The following is a 21,851-nucleotide window of genomic DNA, read 5'->3' as shown; positions in this document are numbered from 1 at the left end:
TTTTCCCGCACAGGGGCTCCCGGGAACCACGAGCCGCGATCGCCATGTAAAATAACGTGCGGATTTGTTTCAGGCAAGAAAGAAGTGCGGACTTTCGCAGGAGAATGTGGCAAAGAAGCTGGGGGTGAGCAGGCAGACCGTCTCAAAATGGGAGACCGAGAAATGCTGAGGCGGGAATATTTCCATGAACAGGACGCCATGCTGATCCTCAAAGATATCCTGTACAGGGTCTGGAAGGATCGCCAGGCCCGGCGCTGAGCCCCGCCGCGCCCATAAAAATATCCTGCCCGCATCACCAGGCAGGATATTCTTTTTCGCCGCCGCTTATTCGATGGGCAGCGTATGCTTTTCCGGTTCCTGAGGAATCCGCTTGGGCAGATGGATGGTGAGAACGCCGTTCTCATAGGCGGCCTTGGCGCCGGATTCGTCCACATCGTCCACCCGGAAGCGCCGCTCCATGGTACCGCAGCGGCGTTCGCGGCGGATGTAGCGTCCCTCCCTCTCATCGGTGGTCTCCTCGTCGTGATGAGCGCTGATGGTGAGAACGCCGTCCTCCAGATTCACCTGGATGTCCTCCTTTTTCACGCCGGGAATCTCCGCCCGCACCTCGTAGGCATCTTTCTGATCCAAAATATCGGCCCGAATACCCTGCATGCCCGTTCCATCGAAGAACCCTTCCATGAAGCGCGGTCCAAAAAAGTCGCGGAACAGATCGCCGGACTCCATACCACGGTTGTTGTTTCTCGGAATAAGATTGCTCATAACTCTGGCCTCCTTCAGCCTTATTTTTTCTTCTTTTGATGGTTTTATTCTAATCTATAGATCAAAGAAAGTCAAAGTTAATAATCGAATGAAAAAAGAGCTCATCGGTCATGAGCTCTCTCTTTCTCGCAAATGCTCCGTTTTTCCGGCGTTTACACCGCCCGAAGGTTTTCCGTCACGCGGCGCAGGATTTCCAGGCTTCTGCGGGCGCCGGATTCAAAATCGCCGGTCATGGCCTCCACGCTGACCGCGCCGTCGTAGCCGCAGCTCATGGCGGCGGCGATAAAGCGGCGGTAGTTGTCCATGTGGGCCTCATTAAGATAGCAGCGGTTCCCGTCCACGGGCTGGGCCACATGGAAGTGGTGCATATAGGGCGCCGCCGCCAGGATGGCGTCCGTGTCCTCGCCCATCATCTCCGCGTGGAAGGTGTCGTAGACCAGATTGAGATTGGGCAGCGCCAACGTCTCCACCACCGCCACGGCCTCCCGGGTGGTGTTGACAAGGTCGCACTGCTGGGCGCAGATGGCCTCCAGCAGGATCTCGATCCCCTCCCGCTCGGCGATCTCACAGGTGAGGGTGATGGCTTCCTTGAACTCGGCCATGGCCTTTGCCCGGTCGTAGCCCTCGGGAAGAACGCGGGATTTCGGCGCGCCAAAGCCCACCATGGTGGCGCCCAAACGGTGTGCCCGTTTCAGCACCGCCCGGGCATAGCGGGCCACCGTTTCCCGGTCATAGCGGGGGCCGGTAAGGGCCACGGACTCCGGGCAGTAGGTGTTGATGTTGACGCACTCCACCTGGCCCCGGGCCAGCGTTCTTGCGGCGTCCTCCACCTCCTCGCCGGTCATTTCGTACAGCTCCACGCCTGCCAGCTCAATGTAATCGTAGCCCATTTCGGCCAAAAGCGCGTAGTGGTCCATGGAGGTACAGCATCCAAAATTCATATCGATTCCTCCTCACTGTAAGACGGTCATGCCGCCGTCGCCGTCAGAGCCTGACTGGAGATGAGCTGGCCGTATCACTTTCCGGAAAACGGCCTGGGCCGCTGTTCCTTATTCTCCAATATAGCACGAATTCAGCAAATTGCAAAGGGCGAAGTGCAGGCCGCTCAGCGCCCCAGAAAGATCGCGGCCATGACCGCGATGAGTGCGGCGGCGCCGAGGACGATCCATGCGGCATAGCAGTACTGCCGGGCCTCCTTCGCCCGGGCCCGGGCCTCGTGAACACCGCCCCGCATGAGCGCCTTCTCCGCCTGGCAGCCGGCCCGCACCGAAAGATAGGCGAGAAAAAAGCCCGCCAGATTGAAGCACAGCGGCACGGACAGCACCATGCAGAGGATGGCGGCCGTGCGGCAGGGCGGCTCCGGCACGGACTTCGGCCATTCGGGATACTCCTCCACCAGCCTCGGGGGCCTCGGCGCGGTCACGGTCTGCACCCCGTCATTTCAAAATGCGGGAAAAGAGGGGCCGCTTCACCTTCACCGCCACCTTGGGGCAGAGCTCCTGGCAGCAGAAGCAGCGGATGCACTTTTCCATATCGGCGTAGGGTCTGCCCTCCCGGATGACGATGGCCTTGGCCGGGCAGGAATTCCTGCAGATGCCGCAGCCCACGCACTTGTCGTGAAGGAAGATGGGCTTCGGGCGGAAGAAGGGCCCCAGGAAGACCTCCACGAACTTTGGCATGTTTCGGTTCAGCATGCGGTTGTCCCGGATGGGCAGGGTCTTGAAATCCTTCACCACCAGACCGCCGATGGGCCGGTTGAGCCCGATGTCCTCCAGTCTGCCGGTGATAAGCCCCTTCTCCACCGCCCGCTTGATGGTGCACATCTCGGCGGGCTGAAGGCCGATGAGAGCCGAGCCCGCCACATCCGCAGCGTGGGGATTGTCCGAGACGATGATCTGGCCGATCTTCCTCGGATCGCCGCCGGTGGGTCCCTCCCCCTCCATGCCCCACACGCCGTCGATGATGGACAGCACCGGATGCACGTATTCGCAAAGCTCCACCAGCATCTTGGAGAACTCCTGAAGGCCCTCCATGCGGTAGTGGTACTCGATCTTGAGGGTGCCGGGAATGGACCCGAACAGATTCTTCACCGCGCCGCAGTAGCCGGTAAGCCCATGGCTCTTGAGCTTGCCCACGGTGATCACCGCATCGGCCTCGGCCAGCGTCTTCCAAAGGGTCACCTTCTTCAAAAGCTCCGCCGATTCATTGAAGCGGTCCACCGTGCTGTAGTCCCGGTTGAGGGGCACGCCGGTCTCCTTCTCCACCTCCAGCATGCCGGAGCTGGCGTACACATGCTTCATCCAGGCCTCGTTGAAGGGGCCGCCGGCGCTGTCCCCGATGATGGGCTCAGCCCCCGCCGCCTTCACCCTCCGCGCCACCGCCGCCACCACCGACGGATGGGTGGTGGCGCAGGTTTCCGGCTTTTTGGCGATGACCAGGTTGGGCTTGATTAAAACCCGCATGCCGGGCCGGATGTACTGCTCGATGCCGCCCACATAGGCAAGGCCTTCCTCGAGGGCGGCCTCCACCGTATTTCTTTCATAATTATCGCAGGATACCACCGCGGTTTTCATCGTTCTCTCCCCTTACAGCGCCCAGCGGCGGATGGCGTAGGCCACGCCGTCCTCCAGGCAGGTTAGTGTGGTGTGCCGGGCTGCCGCCTTCACCGAATCGATGGCGTTGCCCATGGCCACGGATACTCCCGCGGCCTCGATCATGGTCAGATCGTTCTCATGGTCGCCCGCGGCCATGACCCGGTCCATGGGAATGGAAAGCTTGCGGGCCAGCTCCCGCACCGCCCAGCCCTTGCACATGCCCCTGCCCATGAACTCCAGCATGTTGTGCCAGGACCGCTCGCCCTGCGCGTCATCGCCGGCCAGCTCCCGCTGGAGCCGGGCCAGTTTTTCCGGATCGTCCTCCATCAGCGTCACCTTGAGCGCGTCGTCCCCGTAGTTTTCCAGAATGGTCCGGTGGTCGGCGACCACCACCTCCATCCGCTCCTGCGGCGGCAGGCCCCGGTTCACATTTCGGTACTGCAGGATGGCGCCGTCCTCGGCACTTGCGGCAAAGCCCTTGGAGGTGAACACATGGATCAGGATATCGTGCTCTCCGGCGTAGCGGATGAGCCGCCGGGCGGCATCCGGCGCCATGCGCCGAAGGATCAGCCGCTCCCCCGTTTCCATGTCCACGCTGTGGGCGCCGTTGGCCGCCATCACCGTCACCGTCAGTCCCTTGGAGCGCATCAGCTCCCGGGCAAAGACGTAAGGCCGGCCGGTGACGATCGCCACGCGGATTCCCGCCCGCTGGGCCTCCTCCAGCGCTTCATGGTTCGCTCTTGACACCGTAAGGCCGTTCATCAGCGTGCCGTCCAAATCCAGGCAGATCAGATCCACTTTTGGCATGTTCGTCCCTCCAAAAAAGAAAATCCCCCAATTCCTTGGGGGATGCGTTTCTCCAAAAAAGACCCCTGTCCATTGTAACCGAAAAATCCCGATTTTCCAACTCTTTTTAAGCGGGCTTCGGAACACGCCTCGACCACACGCGGAACACGATGAGGGCCGAGAGCATCACCAGGCCGGACACGAAGAACATGAGATGGATGCCTGAAAAGGGGCCGATATAGACGTTCGCAAAAAGATCCGTCAGGGATCCGCCCGCCACCGATCCCAAAAAACCCGCAAGGCCCGCCACGCCCGTATGCAGGGCATAGCAGAAGCTCTGGTCCTCTGGATGGGCCAGGTAGGCGATCATGTTGAGCGTGCCCACGTTGATGCCGCCCATACCCGCGCCCGCCACAATGGAGATGGGGATGAGCAGCCAGGTCATGGATGGCGCCACCACGCCGCGGACGGCAAAACCCACAATGATGATCATGCAGGTGAAGGTGAGGCTTTTGACCCAGCCCTGATGGTCGCCGAAGCGGCCCCAGTAGCGCACCGCCACCACCAGGCTTCCCATCTGCACCACGTTGATGATGTTCATGAAGCTGTAGGACAGGCCGAGGGTGCTCACCATAAACACGCTGAAATAGGCGAAGGCCATCCAATAGCCGCCGTTCCAGAGGATCCAGATGGCGGCAAACTGCAGCACCCTGGGGTTGCGCTTCACCCGCTGGAGGGTGCCGATCTTCTCCCGCCGCTTTTCCGCCTCCCCGGGCTCAGCCGCCGGCGCCGTAGGTTCGGGGTAGCGGATGGGCCGGATGAACAGATAGTTGACCAGACAAAACACCAGGCAAAGGCAGTAGGGCACGAAGAAGGCGCCGTAGCCCTGCCCAAGGGCGTCCACCACCACGCCCACCACCATGCCGAAGATCATGCCCACCGCCTGGTAGGCCGCCTCCCGATGGGCATAGAAGGTGCCCCGGGTGCGGGGCGAGGTGAGCGCCACAATCCAGGCATTGTAGCCCGGCTGAAAGAGGGCGGAGCACAGAAAGCCCAGCAGGTACATGCCCACAAACACCGGCACCCACCAGCTCCTGGGGAAAAGCAGGGGAATGAAGATGGTGCAGCCCAGGGGCACCCGGTAGGCGAGCAGAAGTCCCTGAAGCAGACCCTTCTTATGCTTTGATTTCTCACACAGGGCAGCGCCCAGCAGCTGAAACCCGTTCATCAGCATGGGCACCGAGGCGATCAGCCCGGCCAGGTAGTCGGACGCGCCGAGATACAGCGCGTATCCCGTCATGAAAACGCCGGTGGTCATGGTATAGCCCACCGTTCCGGCGCTGGATTCCAGAATAAAGAAGTCCAGCCACCGCTTGTGTTCCCTGTCCATCCCCGGCTCCAGCGGCCCGAAAACCACTTCGTACAGCCAGTGAAACAGGGCCGGAAAAAAAGGCTTTCTCAAAAGCGTCCCGCCCTTCCGCAAAAAATGCAACGAGACCAGCATATCCGATTGGCCGGAACTTTTCAAGCCCTTTTGCAAAATTATTCGATTTCCCGGGGCGCGATGCGGCGGGACCACAGAGCGAAGACCGCCATGGAACCGGCCATGACGATGCCGGCGATGAAGAAGGTGAGATGGATGCCGGAGAAGGGCCCGATACTGACGGCGGCAAGGCCCTCGTTCAGGGCGCCGCCGGCCAGGGAGCCCAGGAAGCCCGCGAGGCCGCCCAGGGCCGCATGCATTCCAAAGCACAGGCTCCGGTCCTCGGGATCGCAGAGCAGGGCCACCATGTTGGTGGCGGCGATGTTCATGCCCGCAAAGCCCACACCGGTGATCACGCCGATGGGCAGCAGCAGCAAATACAGCTCCCGGGTCACAAATCCCCGGGTGAAGAAGCCCAAAATGACCATCACGCAGGTGAACAGCAGGCACTTCGGCCAGCCCCTGCGGCTGGCATAACGGCCCCAAAGGCCGATGGTGAGCACGAGGGAGAGGACCTGCACGGTGTTCTGCACCGTCATGAAGCTGTAGGACAGCCCCAGGGTGCTCACCATGAACACGCTGAAATAGGCGAAGGCCATCCAATACCCGAAGTACCACAGCACCCAGATGCCCGCAAACTCAAAGAGCTGCACGTTCCGCATCAGCCGCTCCTTCATGCTGCGCTTCGGGCTGTCCGGCCTTTTCGTCTCCGCCGGCTCCTCGATGCCGCTGATGAAAACATAGTCCAGGATGCCGCACGCGAAAGCCACGAGGTAAGGGATGAGAAAGGCGGCATAGGTCTTATGGAAGACGTCCACCACCACGCCCATGATGAGGGACGCCGCCATGCCCGCCGCCTGAAACGAGGCCTCCCGGCGGGCAAAGAACCGGCCCCGCACCCGGGGCAGGGTGAGCCCCATCATCCAATCGTTGAAGGAGGGCGAAAGCACGGAGCAGAACAGAAATCCCAGCACGTTCATGGCCACAAAGGCCGGCACCCACCACCGCTCGGGCAGCAGCAGAGGGATGAAGATGGCCAAAGACATGATGGAACGGTAGGCCAGATTGAGGAGATTGATGACCCGCTTCTTGTGCTTCACCCGCTCCATGAGAAGGGCGGCCGCCACCTGCAGCACATTCATCAGCATGGGGATGGAAGCGATGATGCCGGTGAGGTTGTCACTGGCCCCGAGGTACAGGGCAAAGCCCGTCATGAATACGCCGGTGGTGAGCGTGTAGGTGATCTGCCCCACGCTGGCCTCCAGGATAAAATGGCTGTGGCTCTTCACCCGCCGCGGATCCATCCCCGGCTCCATGGGCCCCAGCACCGCCTCGTGCATCCGATGAAAAAGCGCCGGAACCAAACCCTTCATACTATCCCTCCATCACCCGGCCGGGCGCGCCGAGCGCCCGAACGCCCTTCGATCTCGCCCAAAAGCTGAACACGATCCAGGCCGCCGCCATCACCGCGCCCGAAGCGAGAAAGGTGATGTGCAGCCCGGTGAAGGGACCCACCTGCACGCCGCGGAAGGCCTCGTTGAGCCCTCCGCCCACCAGGGAGCCCAGGAAACCGGACAGGCCGGAAACCCCCGCCTGCAGGCCGATGAGAAAGCTGCGCTCCTCCGAGCGGCCGAGGTAGGAAACCATATTGAGCGGCCCGATGTTGGTGCCGCCCATGCCGATCCCCGTGAGGATGGCGATGGGAATGAGCAGAAAGGATACGGAGGGCACCACGAAGGCCCGGGCCACGAAGGCCGCGATGATGACCAGACAAGCCATGCGAAGGCACTTCGGCCATCCGGCACGGTCCGCGTACCGTCCCCAGAAACGGATCGCAATCACCAGCGAGAGCATCTGCACGGTGTTTTGCACCGTCATGAAGCTGTAGGACAGCCCGAGGCTGCTGATCATGAACACGCTGAAATAGGAGAAGGCCATCATGTAGCCGAAATTCCACAGAATCCAGATGGCCGAGAACTGCAAAACCGGACGGTTGCCCATCAGCCGCTTTCGGAAGGGCACCTTGGGCGGCTGGAAGTTCTCAGCTTCTTTGGGCGGCGTCTCGATTTGGCGGATACACCAAAAATTGACGAGCCCCACACAAATAGCGATGCTGTAGGGCACGGCAAAAGCGCCGTAGCCCTGGCCCAGCGCGTCCACCACCACGCCCATGGTGAGGCTGAAGATCACGCTGAGAAGCTGGCAGCGCGCCTCCCTTCGGGCGGCGAAAACGCCCCGGATGGACAGCGGCACCAGATCGAACATCCAGTCATTGAAGCCCGGCTGGCCCAGGGAGTTCGAGAGAAATCCCAGCACGTTCAGCGTCACGAAGGCCGGGACCCACAAACTCTTTGGCAGGATGAGGGGAATGAGAATCGAGGAGGAAAGCATGACCCGGAACATAAAATAGGTGATGGAGAGGTAACGCTTCTTGTGCTTCACCCGCTCCACCACGAAGGCGGCGGGGATCTGCACGCTGTTCATCAGCATCTGCACCGAGGCCAGGATGCCCGCCAGGTAGTCGGACGCCCCGAGATACAAAGCGAGCCCGGTCATGAAAACGCCAGTGGTCATGGTGTAGGAAATGGTGCCCGTGCATGCCTCCAGGATGAAAAAGTTGAAACTTCTCTTTCTCTCGTCCGTGATGCCCGGTTCCTTTGGGCCAAAGAAGATATCCTTGGCCCGCTGCCGCCACTCACTCATGCTCACTGCCCCTTTCAAACACTCATGGCAACATTGTATACGATTCCAAAAGGGAATAAAAGAGGGTCTTCCGCAAATATTTTACTTTTTTCACTTCTTTTTTAGGGGATTTGTTTACAACTCTCTGTTATGCTGATGGGGACTGGAGGGATGAATCGTGCCCATTTTGGACCAAAATCCGCAGAATATTGCCCGCTATGCCGCCTTCGTCCGCGGCTGTCCGAACGCCCACGCCATGCAGGACCCGGACTGGTGCCGGCTCAAGGCGGGCTGGAAACGGGAATGCGTCTACATCGAGGAGGAGGGCGGGATCATCGCCGCCCTCACCCTCCTCATTCGGCCCATGGGCCCCTTTTCCCTCGCATACGGGCCCCGGGGCCCGGTGTGCGATCCCCGGGACGTCCGTCTGCTGAAGCGTCTTGCGGCGGAGGCCCAGCCCGTGCTGCGCCGCCACCGGGCCTTCGCCCTTCGTATCGACCCCCTCGCCGGCTGGGACCCCGAATATGAAGCGGCCCTCCGTCAGGCCGGTTTCCGGGTGCGGGGCCGGGGCCGGGACCTCCACAGCCTCATTCAGGCCCGCTATCATATGAAGCTGCCCCTTCAGCCCACCCTGGAGGCGACCACCGCCGGCTATTCTTCCAAGACCCGATACAACATCCGGCTGGCGGCGCGCAAGGGCGTTGCCGTCAGCTTCGGCCGCACCGAACTCATGCTCAAGGAGTTCTACGCCCTCTACGAGGTCACCTGCGTGCGGGACCGGATGAGCCGCCGCCCCTACGCCTATTTCAGCACCATGGCGGAGATCTTCGGCGACCGCCTCCGCGTCTTCGTAGCCCGCTGTCAGGGCGAACCCCTGTCCGCTTCGGTGGCCATCCTCTACGGCAAAAGCGTGTGGTACCTTTACGGCGGCAGCGCGAACGAGAAACGCAACCTCATGGCCGGCTATGCCCTGCAGCAGGCGATGATCGGCTGGGCGGTGGAAGCGGGCTGCGCATACTACGACTTTGGCGGCATCCTGGCCCCGGACCGGAGCGACGGCCTCTACCGGTTCAAGGAGGGCTTCACCGGCAGGGCGGGGCTTTGGGAGCTCATCGGGGAGGCGGACCTGGTCCGCTCCCCCCTCCTCTACCTTGTTTTCACCAAGGCCGCGCCCGCCCTCCGGCGGCTCTCCGCAAAAATTCACCGGGGCCGTTGATTCCTTGGCCGTCCTGCGGTAGAATGGAGCCATGAATGCGAATGGGCGGAAAGGATGAGTTCATATGAAAAACGCCAAACCCGTGACCCCTGAAATGCTGCAGGGCTTTGAAAAACGCTACCGGGAGAACCCGGTTCTTCAGGCCATGACCCGTGCCCTCGACCGCAACGCCATCGAGAGCATTGCCTGCGTCGGGGAGGCCCGCCGGAGGACCCAGTACAAGTTCTCCATCGACATTCCCACCATGAAGGTGACCAGCCAGAACAAGAGCGGACGCTGCTGGATCTTTGCCGGACTCAACGTGCTCCGGGAAAGGGTGGGCAAAAAGTGCAACATCGAGATGTTCGAGCTCTCCCAGAACTACATCGCCTTTTGGGATAAATTCGAGAAGATCAACTATTTCCTCGAGTCGGTGATCGATCTTGCGGACCGTCCGCTGGATGACCGGCTGGTGATGTGGGTGCTGCAAACGGGCATCCAGGACGGCGGCCAGTGGGATATGCTGGTCAGCCTCATTAAGAAGTACGGCCTCATGCCGAAGGACGCCATGGCCGAGACCTTCCAAAGCGGCTGCACCATGCGGATGAACGATCTTATCAACACCAAGCTGGCCCAGGACGCGAAGCGCCTTCGGGAGCTTTATGCGGACGGTGCGGACAGCGAGCGGCTCACGGCGGAAAAGACGGTCATGCTGGCCGAATTCTACGGCATGCTTTCGGCGGCCTTCGGCGAGCCTCCGAAAACCTTCGACTTTGAATACGTGGACCGGGACAAGAACTATCACATCGACCGGAACCTCACGGCTCAGGCGTTCTACGAAAAGTACGTGGGCGACGACCTGGACGAATACGTGAGCGTCATCAACGCGCCCACCCAGGATAAGCCCTACCACGCCGCCTACACGGTGGATTATCTCGGCAATGTCCTCGGCGGCAAGGAAATCCGCTACCTCAACGTGGAGATGAACCTTTTGAAGGAGCTCATCGTAAGGCAGCTCTCGGACGGCGAGGTGGTCTGGTTCGGCAGCGACGTGGGCAAGTACGGCGACCGGGACAGCGGCGTCTGGGACGACAAGGCCTACGACTACAGCGCCGCCTTCCAGATGTCCTTCGACCTCGACAAGGAAACCTCCCTCGATTACCGCAGGAGCGCCATGACCCACGCCATGGTCATCACCGGCGTGAATCTGGACGAGGCGGGAAAGCCCACCAAGTGGAAGATCGAGAACAGCTGGGCCGACGAGCACGGCGACAAGGGCTACTATCTGATGAGCGACAGCTGGTTCGATCTGTACGTCTATCAGGCGGTCATCCATAAAAAGTACCTGTCCGAAACCCTGCTCACCGAATGGGAAAGCGAGCCCGTTCACCTCAATCCCTGGGATCCCATGGGTTCCCTGGCCCGATAAAATCCATCAAAAAAGCCCGGCAGAAGCCGGGCTTTTGTTCTGTCCTCAGGTGCGCGTGCCACCATCATTTTTGAGCATCCTCTGTACCTTCTCGTAGAGTTCAAGCATATCCCCGTCCCGGGGCGAGAGGGTGAGTCCCTTTTCGAGGGCCACCGCCGCGTCCTTGAAGCTGCCGGAGTTGTAGTAGCACACCGCCATCACGTAGTAGGCGTCGCCCTCCTCCTTCAAAGCGATCCAGCTTTTTGCCGCCGACACCGCCGTGTCGTAGTCATGCAGGTTGGTGGCGCCGTAGGCGATGGCCTTGTAAGCGTCCACGTTGTCCCCGTTCCGGGTCAGAGCGTCCCGGCCCAGGTCCACCATCTGCTGATAATCCTTCTGCTTCTGCGCCTCCGCCACCCGGTAGGTCAGGTAGCGGTCGTCGTCCCGGTTGGCGTTCATGCCAAGGGCGAAGGAACCGAAAAAAAGCACAACCGCCGCGATCACGGCCAGCACCCGCTTCACGCTGAACCAGCGCTCCTTGTACAGGCCAAGGGCCGCAGCCGCAGCGAACCCGCCGATGAGCCCGCCCAGATGGCCGAAGTTATCCACGCCGCCGCTGGTGAACCCATAGAAAAGGTTGATGCCGATGATGATGAAAAGCTGGGGGCCCAAAAGCCGGCGGAACATCTGCCGGTCGCTGATCCCGATGTAGCAAAGGGCGCCGAGAACGCCGAACAGCGCGCCGGAGGCGCCGATGGATACGGCCGGGCTCAGCCAGAAGCTGAGCAGGCTGCCCATGAGCCCGCTGAAGACATAGATGATGGCATAGCGGACCTTGCCATAAAGCACCTCCGCATACCGGCCCCAGATCCACAGACCCCACATGTTGAAAAGAATGTGGGTGAACCCGGCGTGAAGGAAGGTGCAGGTGAAAAGCCGCCACAGCTCGCCGTCCGCGATCAGCCAGTTGGCCTTCGCGCCAAGCTCGATCAAGACGCTTGTGCTCACCCCGGAAAAGAGTGTGAACCCGCTCAGCAGCATTTCGAGGAGAAACATGACGAGATTCGCCCCGATGATGACCTGGGTCACCACGGGCTTGCCGGTGTTCCAGTGCCGTTTTTTCCGCACGTGCTGAGTGCCGTCCGCCTCCTGAACCACCACCACCGAATCGTCGGGATGAAAGTTGTCGTAGCCGCTCACGCTTACCTCCTATGGGATTTCACAAATTCGCCGATGCGCCGGATGGCCTCCTGAATGTCCTCGGTGGCCGTGGCATAGGAGCAGCGCACAAAGCCCTCGCCGCTCTCGCCAAAGGCCGTGCCCGGCACCACCGCCACCTTCTGCTGCCTCAGGAGCTCCTCGCAGAAGGTCTCCGAATCCATGCCGGTGCTGGTGATGTTCGGGAACATATAGAAGGCGCCCTTCGGCTCGAAGCAGGGCAGCCCCATCTCCCGGAAGGCCTTAAGAAGCATGCGCCGGCGGTAGTCGTAGGTCCGCAGCATCTTCTTCACATCCCGGTAATCGGTCATTTTCGCACTTTTGAGGGCCTCCGCGGCCGCCGCCTGGCCCGCCACCGGCGCGCACAGGATGGTGTACTGATGGATCTTCACGATGGCCGCCGCCAGCTCCCGGGGCGCGCAGAGGTACCCGAGGCGCCAGCCGGTCATGGCGAAGGCCTTGGAGAAGCCGTTCAGCAGGATGGTCCGCTCCTTCATACCCTCGATGGACGCGAAGCTCACATGCTTCTGGCCATAGGTGAGTTCGCTGTAGATCTCATCGGACAGCACCAGAATATCCGTGCCCTTCAGCACCTCGGCGATGGCCTCAAGATCCTCCCGCGCCATGATGGCGCCGGTGGGATTGTTGGGGTAGGGCAGGATGAGCGCCTTGGTCTTTGGCGTGATGCGTCCCTTGAGGTCCTCCGGGGTGAGCCGGAAGTCCACCTCCGGCCGGGTGGGCACCGATACGGGCACGCCGTGGGCAAAAAGGACGCCCGGCACGTAGGAAACGTACCCGGGGTCGGGCACCAGCACCTCATCGCCCGGGGAGAGAATGGCCCGAAGGGCCAGATCAATGCCCTCGCTGGCGCCCACGGTGACCATGATCTCGTCCCTGGGATCGTAATGAACGTCGCAGCGGTCCGTCAAATATTCCGCGATGGCCTGCCGGAGCTCCAGCGTGCCCCAGTTGGACGAATAATGGGTGACGCCCTTCTCGATGGCATAGATCGCCGCCTCGCAGATATTCCAGGGGGTGGTGAAGTCCGGCTCGCCCACACCGAGGGAGATGGCGTCCTTCATGGTGCTCACAATATCAAAGAATTTCCGGATACCCGAGGGCGGCACCGCCGCCACATGGGGCGCAATCAGCTTATCGTAGTTCACGGGCTCACCACCAATCGTTCAGGCCTTTCCTGCTTTTCCAGGATCACGCCGTCAAACTTGTATTTTTTGAGTACGAAGTGGGTGGCGGTGCTGAGCACATTGTCCAGGCACGCCAGCTTCTGGGACACGAACAGGGATACCTCCCGAAGGGTCCTGCCCCGCACCATGACCATGAGGTCGTAGGCGCCGCTCATCAGGTACACCGACTCCACTTCCTCGTGGCGGTAGATGCGCTGGGCGATCTTGTCAAAGCCCTCCTCCCGCTGGGGGGTGACCCGCACCTCGATCAGGGCCTCCACCCGCTCATCGCCGGTCTTATCCCAGTTGATGGCGGCGGTATATTTGATGATGGTTCCGTCCTCCGTCATACGGGCGATGGCTGCTGCGACGGCTGCCTCCTCAACACCCAAAATTTCCGCGATTTCCTGATGGCTGCGGCGGGAATCCTCGTTCAGCAGCTCAAGAATATTGAGATCCAATTCCTTCAACAAACCAAAGCCCTCCTTTATCGATTTTCTCATTATTGTACCATTGCCGAAAAGGTCCGTCAATAAAGGCGGAGCCCCTTCGGGAGGCCATTCTTGTAAATGCCCTCGCTCTCCCGCATGAGGCCCACGGGATAGCCGTCCACGAGCACCACGCCCCAGCCCCTGTCCGGTGCGCCCGGCACCGTCTCCCCGCGAAGATAGGCGAGGAGCCTTGGATCATCGGCAGCAAGGGCCAGCTCCCGGCGGGCGTCGCCTTTTAAAAGCGCCATGGCCATGGCGTGATGGGGCACAAAATGCTTCCCGCGGACCTCGCCCAGCGCCAAGCCGCACCGAAGCACCCGAAGGCCCGAAAGCCGCGGGCAGCCCTCCGGTGGTACAAAACAGCTCTCCTTCAGGGGCAGCACCGGCCCTTCCTCCGATGCGGTGAAAAATCCTTCCGCGAACTCCCGAAGTGGTTTGGGCGCCGCATCCAAAGCCAGTTCGGGAAGCCGGGAAGCCTCCTCCCCCTTCTTTCGGAACCGGGCCATGAAGTGACCCTCCCCCGGCGCCTTGTGGGGCCAGATGCGCACCGTCCCCGGCAGAAGCCCCTCGGAAAAACCGGGCAGCGGCGCGATGGGCTCCAGCACAAAGTCCGAATGCCGGGCCAGAAATCCCGCCGCCGCTTCCTCGTTCTCCAGGGGCGAAAAGGTGCAGGTGGAATAGAGCAGCCGTCCGCCGCCCCGCACCAGTCCCGCCGCCGTATCCAGGATTCTGCTCTGGCGCTGGGCGCAGGCCTCGTTCGTTTTCCCGTTCCAAAGGGCGATGCCCTCCGGCTCCCTGCGGAACATGCCCTCGCCGCTGCAGGGCGCGTCCACCAGCACCCGGTCAAAATAGGGGCCGAAATGGTCCAGAAGCCTTCTGGGGTCCTCGCTCACCACCACGGCGTTTCGGATGCCCATGCGCTCCACATTGGACAGCAGGGTTCGGGCCCTCGCCGGCACGATCTCGTTTGCCACGAAAAACCCGGTGTTTTCCATCCGGGCGGCCAGCGCAGTGGCCTTTCCGCCCGGCGCCGCCGAGAGGTCCAGCACCCGCTCATGGGGCTTCGGGTCCAGCGTGCCCGCCGCCGCCATGGCGCTGGGCTCCTGGATGTAGAACAGCCCGGCCAGATGGTGGGGGTGCCGCCCCTCCGCCGCGCCCACATAACCCGCCGCCTCCCAGGGCACCGGCGTGAGCGGCCAGGGGGACAGCTCCCTGTAATCCTCCGGCGCGATCTTGAGCGTGTTCACCCGAAGGCCCCGCTCCGGCTTTTCGGCATAGCTGGCAAGAAAAGCGCCGTATTCATCCCCCAAAAGCTCCTTCATGTTCGCCAAAAAGGCGTCCGGCAGCTTCACGCTCCGCCCTCCAGACCGCACACCTTCCCAAGCTCTTCCGAAGACGCCCCCTTTGCCATCAGCTCGGCCCGCAGGCCCGCCCGGTCCGGCAGGTAGACGAGGGCGCCCCAAAGATGCCCTTCAAGGCCCCAGACCCCGGCGCCGGCCGGAATGAAGACCGAATCCCCCGCCTCAAGGAGCAGCCGCTCCTCACCCGAGACCAGGTGCCCCTCCCCGCCGAGGCAGGTGAAGGCAAAAAAGGAATCCCCCTCCCTGCGGTAGCGGCCGGAGATCTCGAGAACTTCCAGGGCAAAGGCTTCCCCGGCGATAGCGACCCGCCGCTGGCAGCCCGCCTCGTCCAGCACCACGCCCGCGGCTTCCGGCGGCCTTGCATCGAAATCGATCACATCCAGCGCCTTATCCACATGAAGCTCGCGGGGCTTTCCGTTCTCCAGCCTGCCCCAGTCGTACACCCGGTACACCACGTCGGAGGCCTGCTGAATCTCGTAGAGCAGGATTCCCCTGCCAATGGCATGCACCGTGCCCGGCGGGATCATGAGCACATCCCCCGGCGCCACCTTCCGGCGAAGAAGATACGCCTCCAGCCGGTTCTCCTCGATGGCCCGGCGGAAGGTCTCGCGGTCCGTGCCCGGCTTCACCCCCAGAATCAGTTCTGCGCCCGGCGGCGCATCAATGATAAGCCAGGCCTCCCGCTTGCCCAGGGTGTGCTCCACCCGGGCCGCATATTCGTCATCCGGATGCACCTGCACGCTCAAAACGTCGCTGGCGTCAAGAATCTTGGCCAGGATGGGGAATTCCCCGCCGCCCCCCAGCACCTCCGGATGTTCCCGAAACAGTTCGTCCAGCTTCTTTCCCGCCATGGGACCGCTTGCCACCTCGCCCACGCCGGCTGGATGGGCGGACACCGCCCAGCATTCCCCCGTCTTTTCAAAGGGAACGGTCATGCCCAGCGCTTCCCTCATGCGCTGACCGCCCCAGATCGCCGCATGATAGGCCGGTTTGATCAAAAATGGCTGCATTTTCTCGCCTCCCCCGTCATTCAATGATCTTTGTTTCCCCGCTTTGGCCAGGAAATCCTGCCTCGCGGCAGCAAAAAGGCTGGCACCAGGTGCCAGCCTCCTCATTTTCTTCAGGCTCCCCCTTCACCGGCGCCCTCCGCGGGCGGATTGGTGGCAGGCGGATCGCTCGCCGGCGGATTGGTTACCGGCGGCTGCGTCACCGGCGGATCGGTCACCGGCGGCGGCGTATTCGGCGACGGCGTCACCGAAGGCGACGGCGTGGCGTCCGGTCCCTTTCGAATAACGGCCTGGGCGGCGGGATAGCGGCTGTTGCACAGCTTCTCCGACTTGAGCTCCTTGCCGTCCTTGTAGAACACCTTGTAGGTGTCGGCCACATGACCGGTGCGGCCCTTCTTATCCACGACTTCCTCGCCGGGGTTCAGGCTGTTGTCGATGGTGACCTTGGCTTCGGGCTGAGCAATGGAGCCAAGATACACGCTCTTCAGCTTGATGGAAATCCCCGGATCCCCCTCGATGGGCGCTCCGTAGATGTTGTAGGTGAGGGTGAGGCCGTCGAGATAGCCCTCGATATAGATGGGGTACTCGGTGTTGTTTTTGAACTTGAAATCCAGGCTGGGCCAGGCCACGGTGGCGTCAAAGCCGTATTCCACATAGGTGGCGGGGATGCCGTGGGGCTGACGCTCCACGATCTCCAGGTCCGCCTTGGCCACGGCGCAGAACAGGGTGGTGGACGCCTGGCAGATACCGCCGCCGATTTCATCCACATATTCGCCCTGAACCAGTGCATGAGCGGGCTTGTAGCCGTTGGCCGCGCTTCTCGGGCCGCTGGTCTCGTTCACGGAGAAGGTTTCGCCGGGCATCACCACGTTGCCGCTGATCTTTTCGGTGATGAGGCGGATGTTGGTGTTCCGGTTGGAGTTGTTGGTCACCGTGGTCGAAGCGGTGGCAATCTTGCGCACGTTGGCCGTGAGGTCCTCCTTCGTGTGCAGGGGGGACACGGGATTCAGCGTGATGACAAGATCGGTGAAATCCTTGGCCGCGACCTTTGATTCCACCTCCGCGAGCAGCGCCTCCTGGTCCACCTTGGCGCCGTCCTTGCCCTCGGTGAAGACGAACTTCTCCTCCAGGCTGGGGTTGAATTCCCCGATGGTCGGCTCCACCGGCTCCACGTCCAGCGCGGCGGCGATCTCGGCGATTCTTGCGCCGGCGCCGCTGGCGTCCACGGTGTAGGAAATGTCAAAGTTCTGGGGTGTGACCTTCAGCGCCTCGATGGCGGCAAGCCGCTCCTCATCGGTGCCGGTGCGGCCCGCCTGATAGGCGGTTTCCAGCACCTGGTCCGTATCAAAGGTGAAAGCGAAGTCGGCCCCGGTCAATTCGTAGCGGCTGCTCTCATAGACCAAAGCGAGTTTCGTCTCATTTTGAATCTTCTGTTCCTGCTCGGCGACGAGGGTCCTCGCCTCCTCCCGAGTCTTGCCGGACAGATCCACGCCGGCAACCGATACCCCGTCGTAATAGGTATCCCGGCTGAGCGTGCCCGCCGTGCTGTTGTTCTGCCAGATCATATAGCCGCCGGCACAGCCGGCCACCACCAGCAGCACCACCAGCGCGATGATGAGGCCCTTCTTGGAGCCGCCCTTCCTGTCCGCCGTTTTCTTTTGGCCGTTTGGCTGCCCATTCTTCGGCTGCCCCTTCTTGGCCTGCCCTTTCTTTGGCTGGCCGCCGCCAGCATTTTGTTTCTTGTTTTCGTTGCTCAACTTGAACCCCATACCTTTCCATAAAACTGGTTATTTACATTGTAAAGGGTAAAGGCCGATCTGTAAATTAAACAATCCTTACGAAACCATGACAAAATACTATTCGGCCTTCTTTTTCTGCGGTTTCGCCTTCCAGAATTCATGGATTCCGAGGATGAGCAGAAAACCGCCGAAAAGCCGCCGCAGAAGATCCTCGGAAAAGACCGTGCCAAGAAGCGCGCCGCCCACCGCGCCAAGGACGCCCCCCGCCACCAGCCAGGGATAGAAAACCACCCGCTTGTTTTTGATATGGATGAAAAGAGCCACGGCCGCCGTGGGCAGAAAGGCGAGAAGATTGGCGGACTGGGCCTGGCGCTGGGAAACATCCAGGAGCACCACCAGCGCTGGGATGAGCACCGTGCCCCCGCCGATCCCCATGGCGCTGATAAAGCCGGACAAAAGTCCGATGATGCCCGCGATCAAAAGATCACCATCCTCACCGCAGCCACGATCATCAGGGCTGCAAACACCCGGGACAGCCACACGTTCGGGATCTTGCCCAGCATGAGTCCGCCCACCACCGCGCCCACGATGGAGCCGCCGCCCGCCCAAAGCAGGATGCCAAGTTCCGGCAGATTGGAAAAGGCGTACACCGCCGCCGACACCGCCGACAGGGGCAGCATCACCGACAGTGCGCTGGCGTGGGCCTTGTGGTCCTCCAGCTTGTACATTCTTTTCAGGACCGGCACCGCCAGCATGCCGCCGCCCGCGCCGAAAAAGCCGTTGGTGATGCCGATTGCGATGCCCACCAAGGCCTGCTTTACTTTGCCTACCTTCTGCAAAGCCATCCCCTCCTCATCTTCCAGCATTCCCCAAGTCCGCCCGCGCCATACGAACAAAAAAGGACCGGGCGCCAACTGCGCCGCGGTCCATCAGGATTGCCGGGAGTCCTGCCGTTCTTTTTGCCTCTTCCACAGGTCCAGGGCGATGCCGCCAAGGATGAACAGCCCATAGGCGCCTGCCCAGATGATCCAAAGATTGTTCGTTTTGCCGCCGCCGGGATCCGTGCCGCCGCAGCTAAGGAGCGCCCCCAGCAAAAAGCCCGCGGCATAGCCCAGCGCCGAGGCCCAGGCCGTCCTCCTGCCGCCGGCCAGCGCCGCTGCGATCAGAACGGCAAGGCCCGCCCCCGCCATTAGATCCGGCCAGTCCTTCATGCCGTGCATCCCAAAAAGAACGAATCGGATGAGCCCATAGCCCGCCCCAAGCACCACGAAGGGCAGCGCGGCGCCCAGCCTTCTTCTTCCCCTGGATTCCATGACCAGACCCCCTTTGCGCCATTATAGCATAAAAAAGGAACGGACCAGAAGGCCGTTCCCTCATTATAAATAAGAATAATTCCTGATTACAGTTCCTTCACAAAGCACCGGCGGCGGCGGACCTGCTTCGTCTCAAAGTACTTCCACATGGCCTGCACCTGGGCGTTGGTCTCCAGCTCCGGATTGGCTTCCGCGTAGGCGATACCGTCCTCCAGAGCCTGCTTGTTGAACTCGGTCAAAAGCACGGCGTTGATGCCCTTGCCCTGATACTTCTTGCGGATGGCCACAAGATAGAGGTCGAGGACCTTGGGCCGCTTGACCGCCCACAGCATGAACAAAAGCCCCAAGGGAAACAGCCGGCCCTTGCCCCGCTGAAACGCCCTGGTCATGGAAGGCACCCCCAGGCCGTAGGCGATAACCTCGCCCTCCTTGTCCACGATGAGCTTGACGTACTTCGGATTGATGAACTTCAAAAACTGATCCACATAGCTGTCCACCATCTCCGGCGTGAAGGGCACCGTGCCGTACAGATCGGCGTAGGCCTCGTTGGTCACGTCGAAGACATCCTGCACGTAGGGCATCACGTCCTTCATGGAATCGAAGTTCAGCACCTTGAGGCCGTACCGTTCCAGGGACCGGTCACAGAATTTGACCACCTTCTCCGGCATCTCCTTGGGCACCTTGATCTGATATTCCACCCAGTCCGCTTCCTTGACATAGCCCCGGCGCTCCAGCTGGCCCTTGTAGTAGGGCGCGTTGTACAGCGTCACGATGGTGGTGGGCAGGTCAAAGCCTTCAATCAGCATACCCTCCTTGTCGAAATCGGAAAACCCGATGGGGCCGTGGATTTCCTCGAGGCCTTCCTCCCGCGCCCAGTTTTCCACCGTGTCGAACAAGGCGTCCACAACCTCATCGTCGTCGATGAAGTCCGTGCGGCAAAAGCGCATCCGCTTCACGCCCCACTTCTCATTGTACGCCCGGTTGATGAGTCCCGCAATCCTGCCCACGATCTTGTCGTCCCGATAGGCCAGAAATAGACGCATGGTGCAGAACCGAAAAGCCGGGTTCTTTTCCGGATCCAGATTGTCCAGCTCATCCCCAATCATGTCCGGCACCCAGTTGTCGTTCCGCTTGTACAGCTTGAAGGGGTACCGGACAAAAGCTTTCTTTTGTCTTTGGGTCGTTACCTCCCTGATCTCAACCATATTTTTTTCCTCCTGTTCTTGATCTATGGAAAACGGCATCAGCCGGTTTCGTCGATTCTGGCGAGGAGCACCGGCCGCTTTTCGGCCTTCTCCCCGATGACTACCGCCTCCTTGAAGCGCTCCCGCACCGCGGCCTCGTCCATGCGCCGGCCCAGATGGACCTCGCAGAGGGGTTCGCCCGCCGCCACCGGATCGCCCACCCGCTTTTTCAGCACCAGACCCACCTTGGGGTCGATGGCATCCCCCAGCTTCTCCCGGCCCGCGCCCATCCGCTGGGCCAGAAGGCCAAGAGCCCTCGGGTGCTGGGCTTCGATCACGCCGTCCCGCCAGGCGGTGATGACAAAGGCCGGCGGGTCGTAGAGCCGGGCGGGATGGTCCGCCGTCTCCGGATCCCCGCCCTGCCGGGCGACCATCGCCCGGAATTTTTCAAGGGCTTCCCCCGTGGAGAGCGCGGCGTCCAGTCTTTTTTCGGCCTCCCTTTGCTCCAGGCCCAGGGACAGGGCCGTCATCTCCGCCGCCAGGGCGCGGCACACGCGGTAAAGATCCGAATCCTTCCGCCCGCCCTGCAGAATTTCAATGGCCTCCGCCACCTCAAGGGCGTTGCCGATGTTCTCCCCCAAAGGCTGGTCCATGGCCGTCACCAGGGCCACCGCCCGAAGGCCCGCGCTTCCCGCGATTCTCACCATTGCCCGGGCCAGCTCCTCCCCCGCTTCCTTTGTCGCCATGAAGGCGCCCTCGCCGCATTTCACGTCCAGCACCAGGCCGTCCGCGCCGGAGGAGAGCTTCTTGCTCATGATGGAGCTGGCGATAAGGGGCAGGCTCTCCACCGTGCCCGTCACGTCCCTCAGCGCATAGATCTTCTTGTCCGCCGGAGCCAGCTCCCCGCTTTGACCGGTGACCGCAACGCCCACCTCCCGCACCGCGGCGGTGAATTCCGCCATGGAAAGGTCGGTGCGAAAGCCGGGAATGGCCTCCAGTTTGTCGATGGTGCCGCCGGTAAAGGACAGTCCCCGTCCGCTCATCTTGGCCACCGGCACGCCCACCGCCGCGGCCCAGGGCCCGATCACCAGCGTGGTGGTGTCCGCAACGCCGCCGGTGCTGTGCTTATCCACCTTGACGCCGGGGATGGCGGTGAGGTCCACCCGCTCCCCGGAGCGGGCCATGGCGCGGGTGAGCTCAAAGGTCTCCTCCTCGTCCATGCCGTTCAGGCAGATGGCCATCAGAAGGGCGCTCATCTGGTAGTCCGGGATCTCGCCCCGGGTGTACCCCAGCACAGCGTCCTCGATCATGGCCCGGGACAGCTTGCCGCCCCAGCGTTTTCGTTCGATGATCTCCAGCATTTCAGGCCTCCTTGGACTATTTCTTTATTATACTCCCTTCGCCGCCCCCTCACAAGTCCCCGCCTGTCCCCTAAAATTCGATC

The 21,851-nt window shown here is 61.7% G+C and carries 21 protein-coding genes and 1 pseudogene; 3 read left to right on the top strand and 19 right to left on the bottom strand.

What is annotated here, in order from left to right; translation table 11 throughout:
* Window positions 1-64 precede the first annotated feature (64 nt).
* A pseudogene (locus H8696_RS11265) lies at window positions 65-163 on the top strand (helix-turn-helix transcriptional regulator); the annotation flags it as partial.
* Between the two features lie 161 nt (window positions 164-324).
* Here the strand turns inward: H8696_RS11265 and H8696_RS01000 are convergent.
* The 8 genes from H8696_RS01000 to H8696_RS00965 all read right to left on the bottom strand — a co-directional run bounded on the left by H8696_RS01000 (window position 325) and on the right by H8696_RS00965 (window position 8,328).
* Entirely contained in the window at window positions 325-762 is a 438-nt protein-coding gene (locus H8696_RS01000; RefSeq protein WP_249314348.1) for an Hsp20/alpha crystallin family protein, read from the bottom strand.
* A 152-nt stretch (window positions 763-914) separates the two neighbouring features.
* Window positions 915-1,703 carry a sugar phosphate isomerase/epimerase family protein gene (locus H8696_RS00995; RefSeq protein ID WP_249314346.1) on the bottom strand — a complete coding sequence of 263 codons (789 nt, stop codon included), beginning with the start codon at window positions 1,701-1,703 and terminating at the stop codon, window positions 915-917.
* 164 nt (window positions 1,704-1,867) lie between these two features.
* A complete protein-coding gene (locus H8696_RS00990) occupies window positions 1,868-2,194 on the bottom strand; it encodes a hypothetical protein (RefSeq protein ID WP_249314345.1) in 327 nt (108 codons plus the stop codon).
* Between the two features lie 4 nt (window positions 2,195-2,198).
* Window positions 2,199-3,335 carry a DUF362 domain-containing protein gene (locus H8696_RS00985; protein WP_249314342.1) on the bottom strand — a complete coding sequence of 379 codons (1,137 nt, stop codon included), beginning with the start codon at window positions 3,333-3,335 and terminating at the stop codon, window positions 2,199-2,201.
* A gap of 12 nt (window positions 3,336-3,347) precedes the next feature.
* Window positions 3,348-4,163 carry a Cof-type HAD-IIB family hydrolase gene (locus tag H8696_RS00980; protein ID WP_249314340.1) on the bottom strand — a complete coding sequence of 272 codons (816 nt, stop codon included), beginning with the start codon at window positions 4,161-4,163 and terminating at the stop codon, window positions 3,348-3,350.
* Between the two features lie 106 nt (window positions 4,164-4,269).
* A complete protein-coding gene (locus H8696_RS00975; RefSeq protein ID WP_249314339.1) occupies window positions 4,270-5,604 on the bottom strand; it encodes an MFS transporter in 1,335 nt (444 codons plus the stop codon).
* A gap of 80 nt (window positions 5,605-5,684) precedes the next feature.
* A complete protein-coding gene (locus tag H8696_RS00970) occupies window positions 5,685-6,998 on the bottom strand; it encodes an MFS transporter (protein WP_249314338.1) in 1,314 nt (437 codons plus the stop codon).
* 1 nt (window position 6,999) lies between these two features.
* Window positions 7,000-8,328 (bottom strand): MFS transporter, encoded by a 1,329-nt coding sequence (locus H8696_RS00965; RefSeq protein WP_249314336.1) that lies wholly within the window; start codon window positions 8,326-8,328, stop codon window positions 7,000-7,002.
* A gap of 157 nt (window positions 8,329-8,485) precedes the next feature.
* Between H8696_RS00965 and H8696_RS00960 the strand changes: the two genes are divergently transcribed.
* Window positions 8,486-9,523: a lipid II:glycine glycyltransferase FemX gene (locus tag H8696_RS00960; RefSeq protein WP_249314334.1), complete on the top strand. Its 1,038-nt coding sequence runs from the start codon at window positions 8,486-8,488 to the stop codon at window positions 9,521-9,523.
* A 64-nt stretch (window positions 9,524-9,587) separates the two neighbouring features.
* Window positions 9,588-10,931 carry a C1 family peptidase gene (locus H8696_RS00955; RefSeq protein ID WP_249314332.1) on the top strand — a complete coding sequence of 448 codons (1,344 nt, stop codon included), beginning with the start codon at window positions 9,588-9,590 and terminating at the stop codon, window positions 10,929-10,931.
* Between the two features lie 45 nt (window positions 10,932-10,976).
* Here H8696_RS00955 and H8696_RS00950 read toward each other — a convergent pair whose 3' ends face one another.
* The 11 genes from H8696_RS00950 to H8696_RS00900 all read right to left on the bottom strand — a co-directional run bounded on the left by H8696_RS00950 (window position 10,977) and on the right by H8696_RS00900 (window position 21,768).
* Window positions 10,977-12,110, bottom strand: a complete 1,134-nt coding sequence (locus H8696_RS00950) for a rhomboid family intramembrane serine protease (protein WP_249314330.1) — start codon at window positions 12,108-12,110, stop codon at window positions 10,977-10,979.
* 2 nt (window positions 12,111-12,112) lie between these two features.
* A complete protein-coding gene (locus tag H8696_RS00945; protein ID WP_249314329.1) occupies window positions 12,113-13,294 on the bottom strand; it encodes an aminotransferase class I/II-fold pyridoxal phosphate-dependent enzyme in 1,182 nt (393 codons plus the stop codon).
* Window positions 13,291-13,782 (bottom strand): Lrp/AsnC family transcriptional regulator, encoded by a 492-nt coding sequence (locus H8696_RS00940; protein WP_249315951.1) that lies wholly within the window; start codon window positions 13,780-13,782, stop codon window positions 13,291-13,293. The genes H8696_RS00945 and H8696_RS00940 overlap by 4 nt, the downstream gene beginning before the upstream one ends.
* A gap of 59 nt (window positions 13,783-13,841) precedes the next feature.
* On the bottom strand, window positions 13,842-15,155 hold the full coding sequence (locus H8696_RS00935) for an RsmB/NOP family class I SAM-dependent RNA methyltransferase (RefSeq protein WP_249314327.1): 1,314 nt from the start codon (window positions 15,153-15,155) through the stop codon (window positions 13,842-13,844).
* A complete protein-coding gene (locus H8696_RS00930; RefSeq protein WP_249314325.1) occupies window positions 15,152-16,174 on the bottom strand; it encodes a type I phosphomannose isomerase catalytic subunit in 1,023 nt (340 codons plus the stop codon). Before H8696_RS00930 ends, H8696_RS00935 begins: the two co-directional genes overlap by 4 nt.
* Before the next feature lie 110 nt (window positions 16,175-16,284).
* A complete protein-coding gene (locus tag H8696_RS00925) occupies window positions 16,285-17,928 on the bottom strand; it encodes a VanW family protein (protein WP_249314324.1) in 1,644 nt (547 codons plus the stop codon).
* Between the two features lie 99 nt (window positions 17,929-18,027).
* Window positions 18,028-18,390, bottom strand: a complete 363-nt coding sequence (locus tag H8696_RS00920; RefSeq protein ID WP_249314321.1) for a sulfite exporter TauE/SafE family protein — start codon at window positions 18,388-18,390, stop codon at window positions 18,028-18,030.
* Entirely contained in the window at window positions 18,387-18,749 is a 363-nt protein-coding gene (locus tag H8696_RS00915) for a sulfite exporter TauE/SafE family protein (RefSeq protein WP_249314319.1), read from the bottom strand. Before H8696_RS00915 ends, H8696_RS00920 begins: the two co-directional genes overlap by 4 nt.
* Window positions 18,750-18,839: 90 nt before the next feature.
* On the bottom strand, window positions 18,840-19,223 hold the full coding sequence (locus H8696_RS00910) for a hypothetical protein (RefSeq protein ID WP_249314316.1): 384 nt from the start codon (window positions 19,221-19,223) through the stop codon (window positions 18,840-18,842).
* Between the two features lie 86 nt (window positions 19,224-19,309).
* Window positions 19,310-20,428 (bottom strand): GNAT family N-acetyltransferase, encoded by a 1,119-nt coding sequence (locus H8696_RS00905; RefSeq protein WP_249314314.1) that lies wholly within the window; start codon window positions 20,426-20,428, stop codon window positions 19,310-19,312.
* Window positions 20,429-20,466: 38 nt separating this feature from the next.
* A complete protein-coding gene (locus H8696_RS00900) occupies window positions 20,467-21,768 on the bottom strand; it encodes a thymidine phosphorylase (protein WP_249314312.1) in 1,302 nt (433 codons plus the stop codon).
* Window positions 21,769-21,851 lie beyond the last annotated feature (83 nt).

The sequence above is a fragment of the Gehongia tenuis genome (genome assembly GCF_014384795.1).
Classification (GTDB): Bacteria; Bacillota; Clostridia; order Christensenellales; family NSJ-53; genus Gehongia; species Gehongia tenuis.
Note: the sequence above shows the minus strand (reverse complement) of the source record. Positions and strands in the feature narration are given on the sequence as shown.

Bases quoted from the DNA above. Each gene is read 5' to 3' on its own strand.
- H8696_RS00985 (WP_249314342.1), bottom strand. From the start codon at position 3,335: ATGAAAACCGCGGTGGTATCCTGCGATAATTATGAAAGAAATACGGTG.
- H8696_RS00965 (WP_249314336.1), bottom strand. From the start codon at position 8,328: ATGAGTGAGTGGCGGCAGCGGGCCAAGGATATCTTCTTTGGCCCAAAG.
- H8696_RS01000 (WP_249314348.1), bottom strand. From the start codon at position 762: ATGAGCAATCTTATTCCGAGAAACAACAACCGTGGTATGGAGTCCGGC.
- H8696_RS00995 (WP_249314346.1), bottom strand. From the start codon at position 1,703: ATGAATTTTGGATGCTGTACCTCCATGGACCACTACGCGCTTTTGGCC.
- H8696_RS00970 (WP_249314338.1), bottom strand. From the start codon at position 6,998: ATGAAGGGTTTGGTTCCGGCGCTTTTTCATCGGATGCACGAGGCGGTG.
- H8696_RS00910 (WP_249314316.1), bottom strand. From the start codon at position 19,223: ATGGAATCCAGGGGAAGAAGAAGGCTGGGCGCCGCGCTGCCCTTCGTG.
- H8696_RS00930 (WP_249314325.1), bottom strand. From the start codon at position 16,174: ATGCAGCCATTTTTGATCAAACCGGCCTATCATGCGGCGATCTGGGGC.
- H8696_RS00955 (WP_249314332.1), top strand. From the start codon at position 9,588: ATGAAAAACGCCAAACCCGTGACCCCTGAAATGCTGCAGGGCTTTGAA.
- H8696_RS00900 (WP_249314312.1), bottom strand. From the start codon at position 21,768: ATGCTGGAGATCATCGAACGAAAACGCTGGGGCGGCAAGCTGTCCCGG.
- H8696_RS00905 (WP_249314314.1), bottom strand. From the start codon at position 20,428: ATGGTTGAGATCAGGGAGGTAACGACCCAAAGACAAAAGAAAGCTTTT.
- H8696_RS00980 (WP_249314340.1), bottom strand. From the start codon at position 4,163: ATGCCAAAAGTGGATCTGATCTGCCTGGATTTGGACGGCACGCTGATG.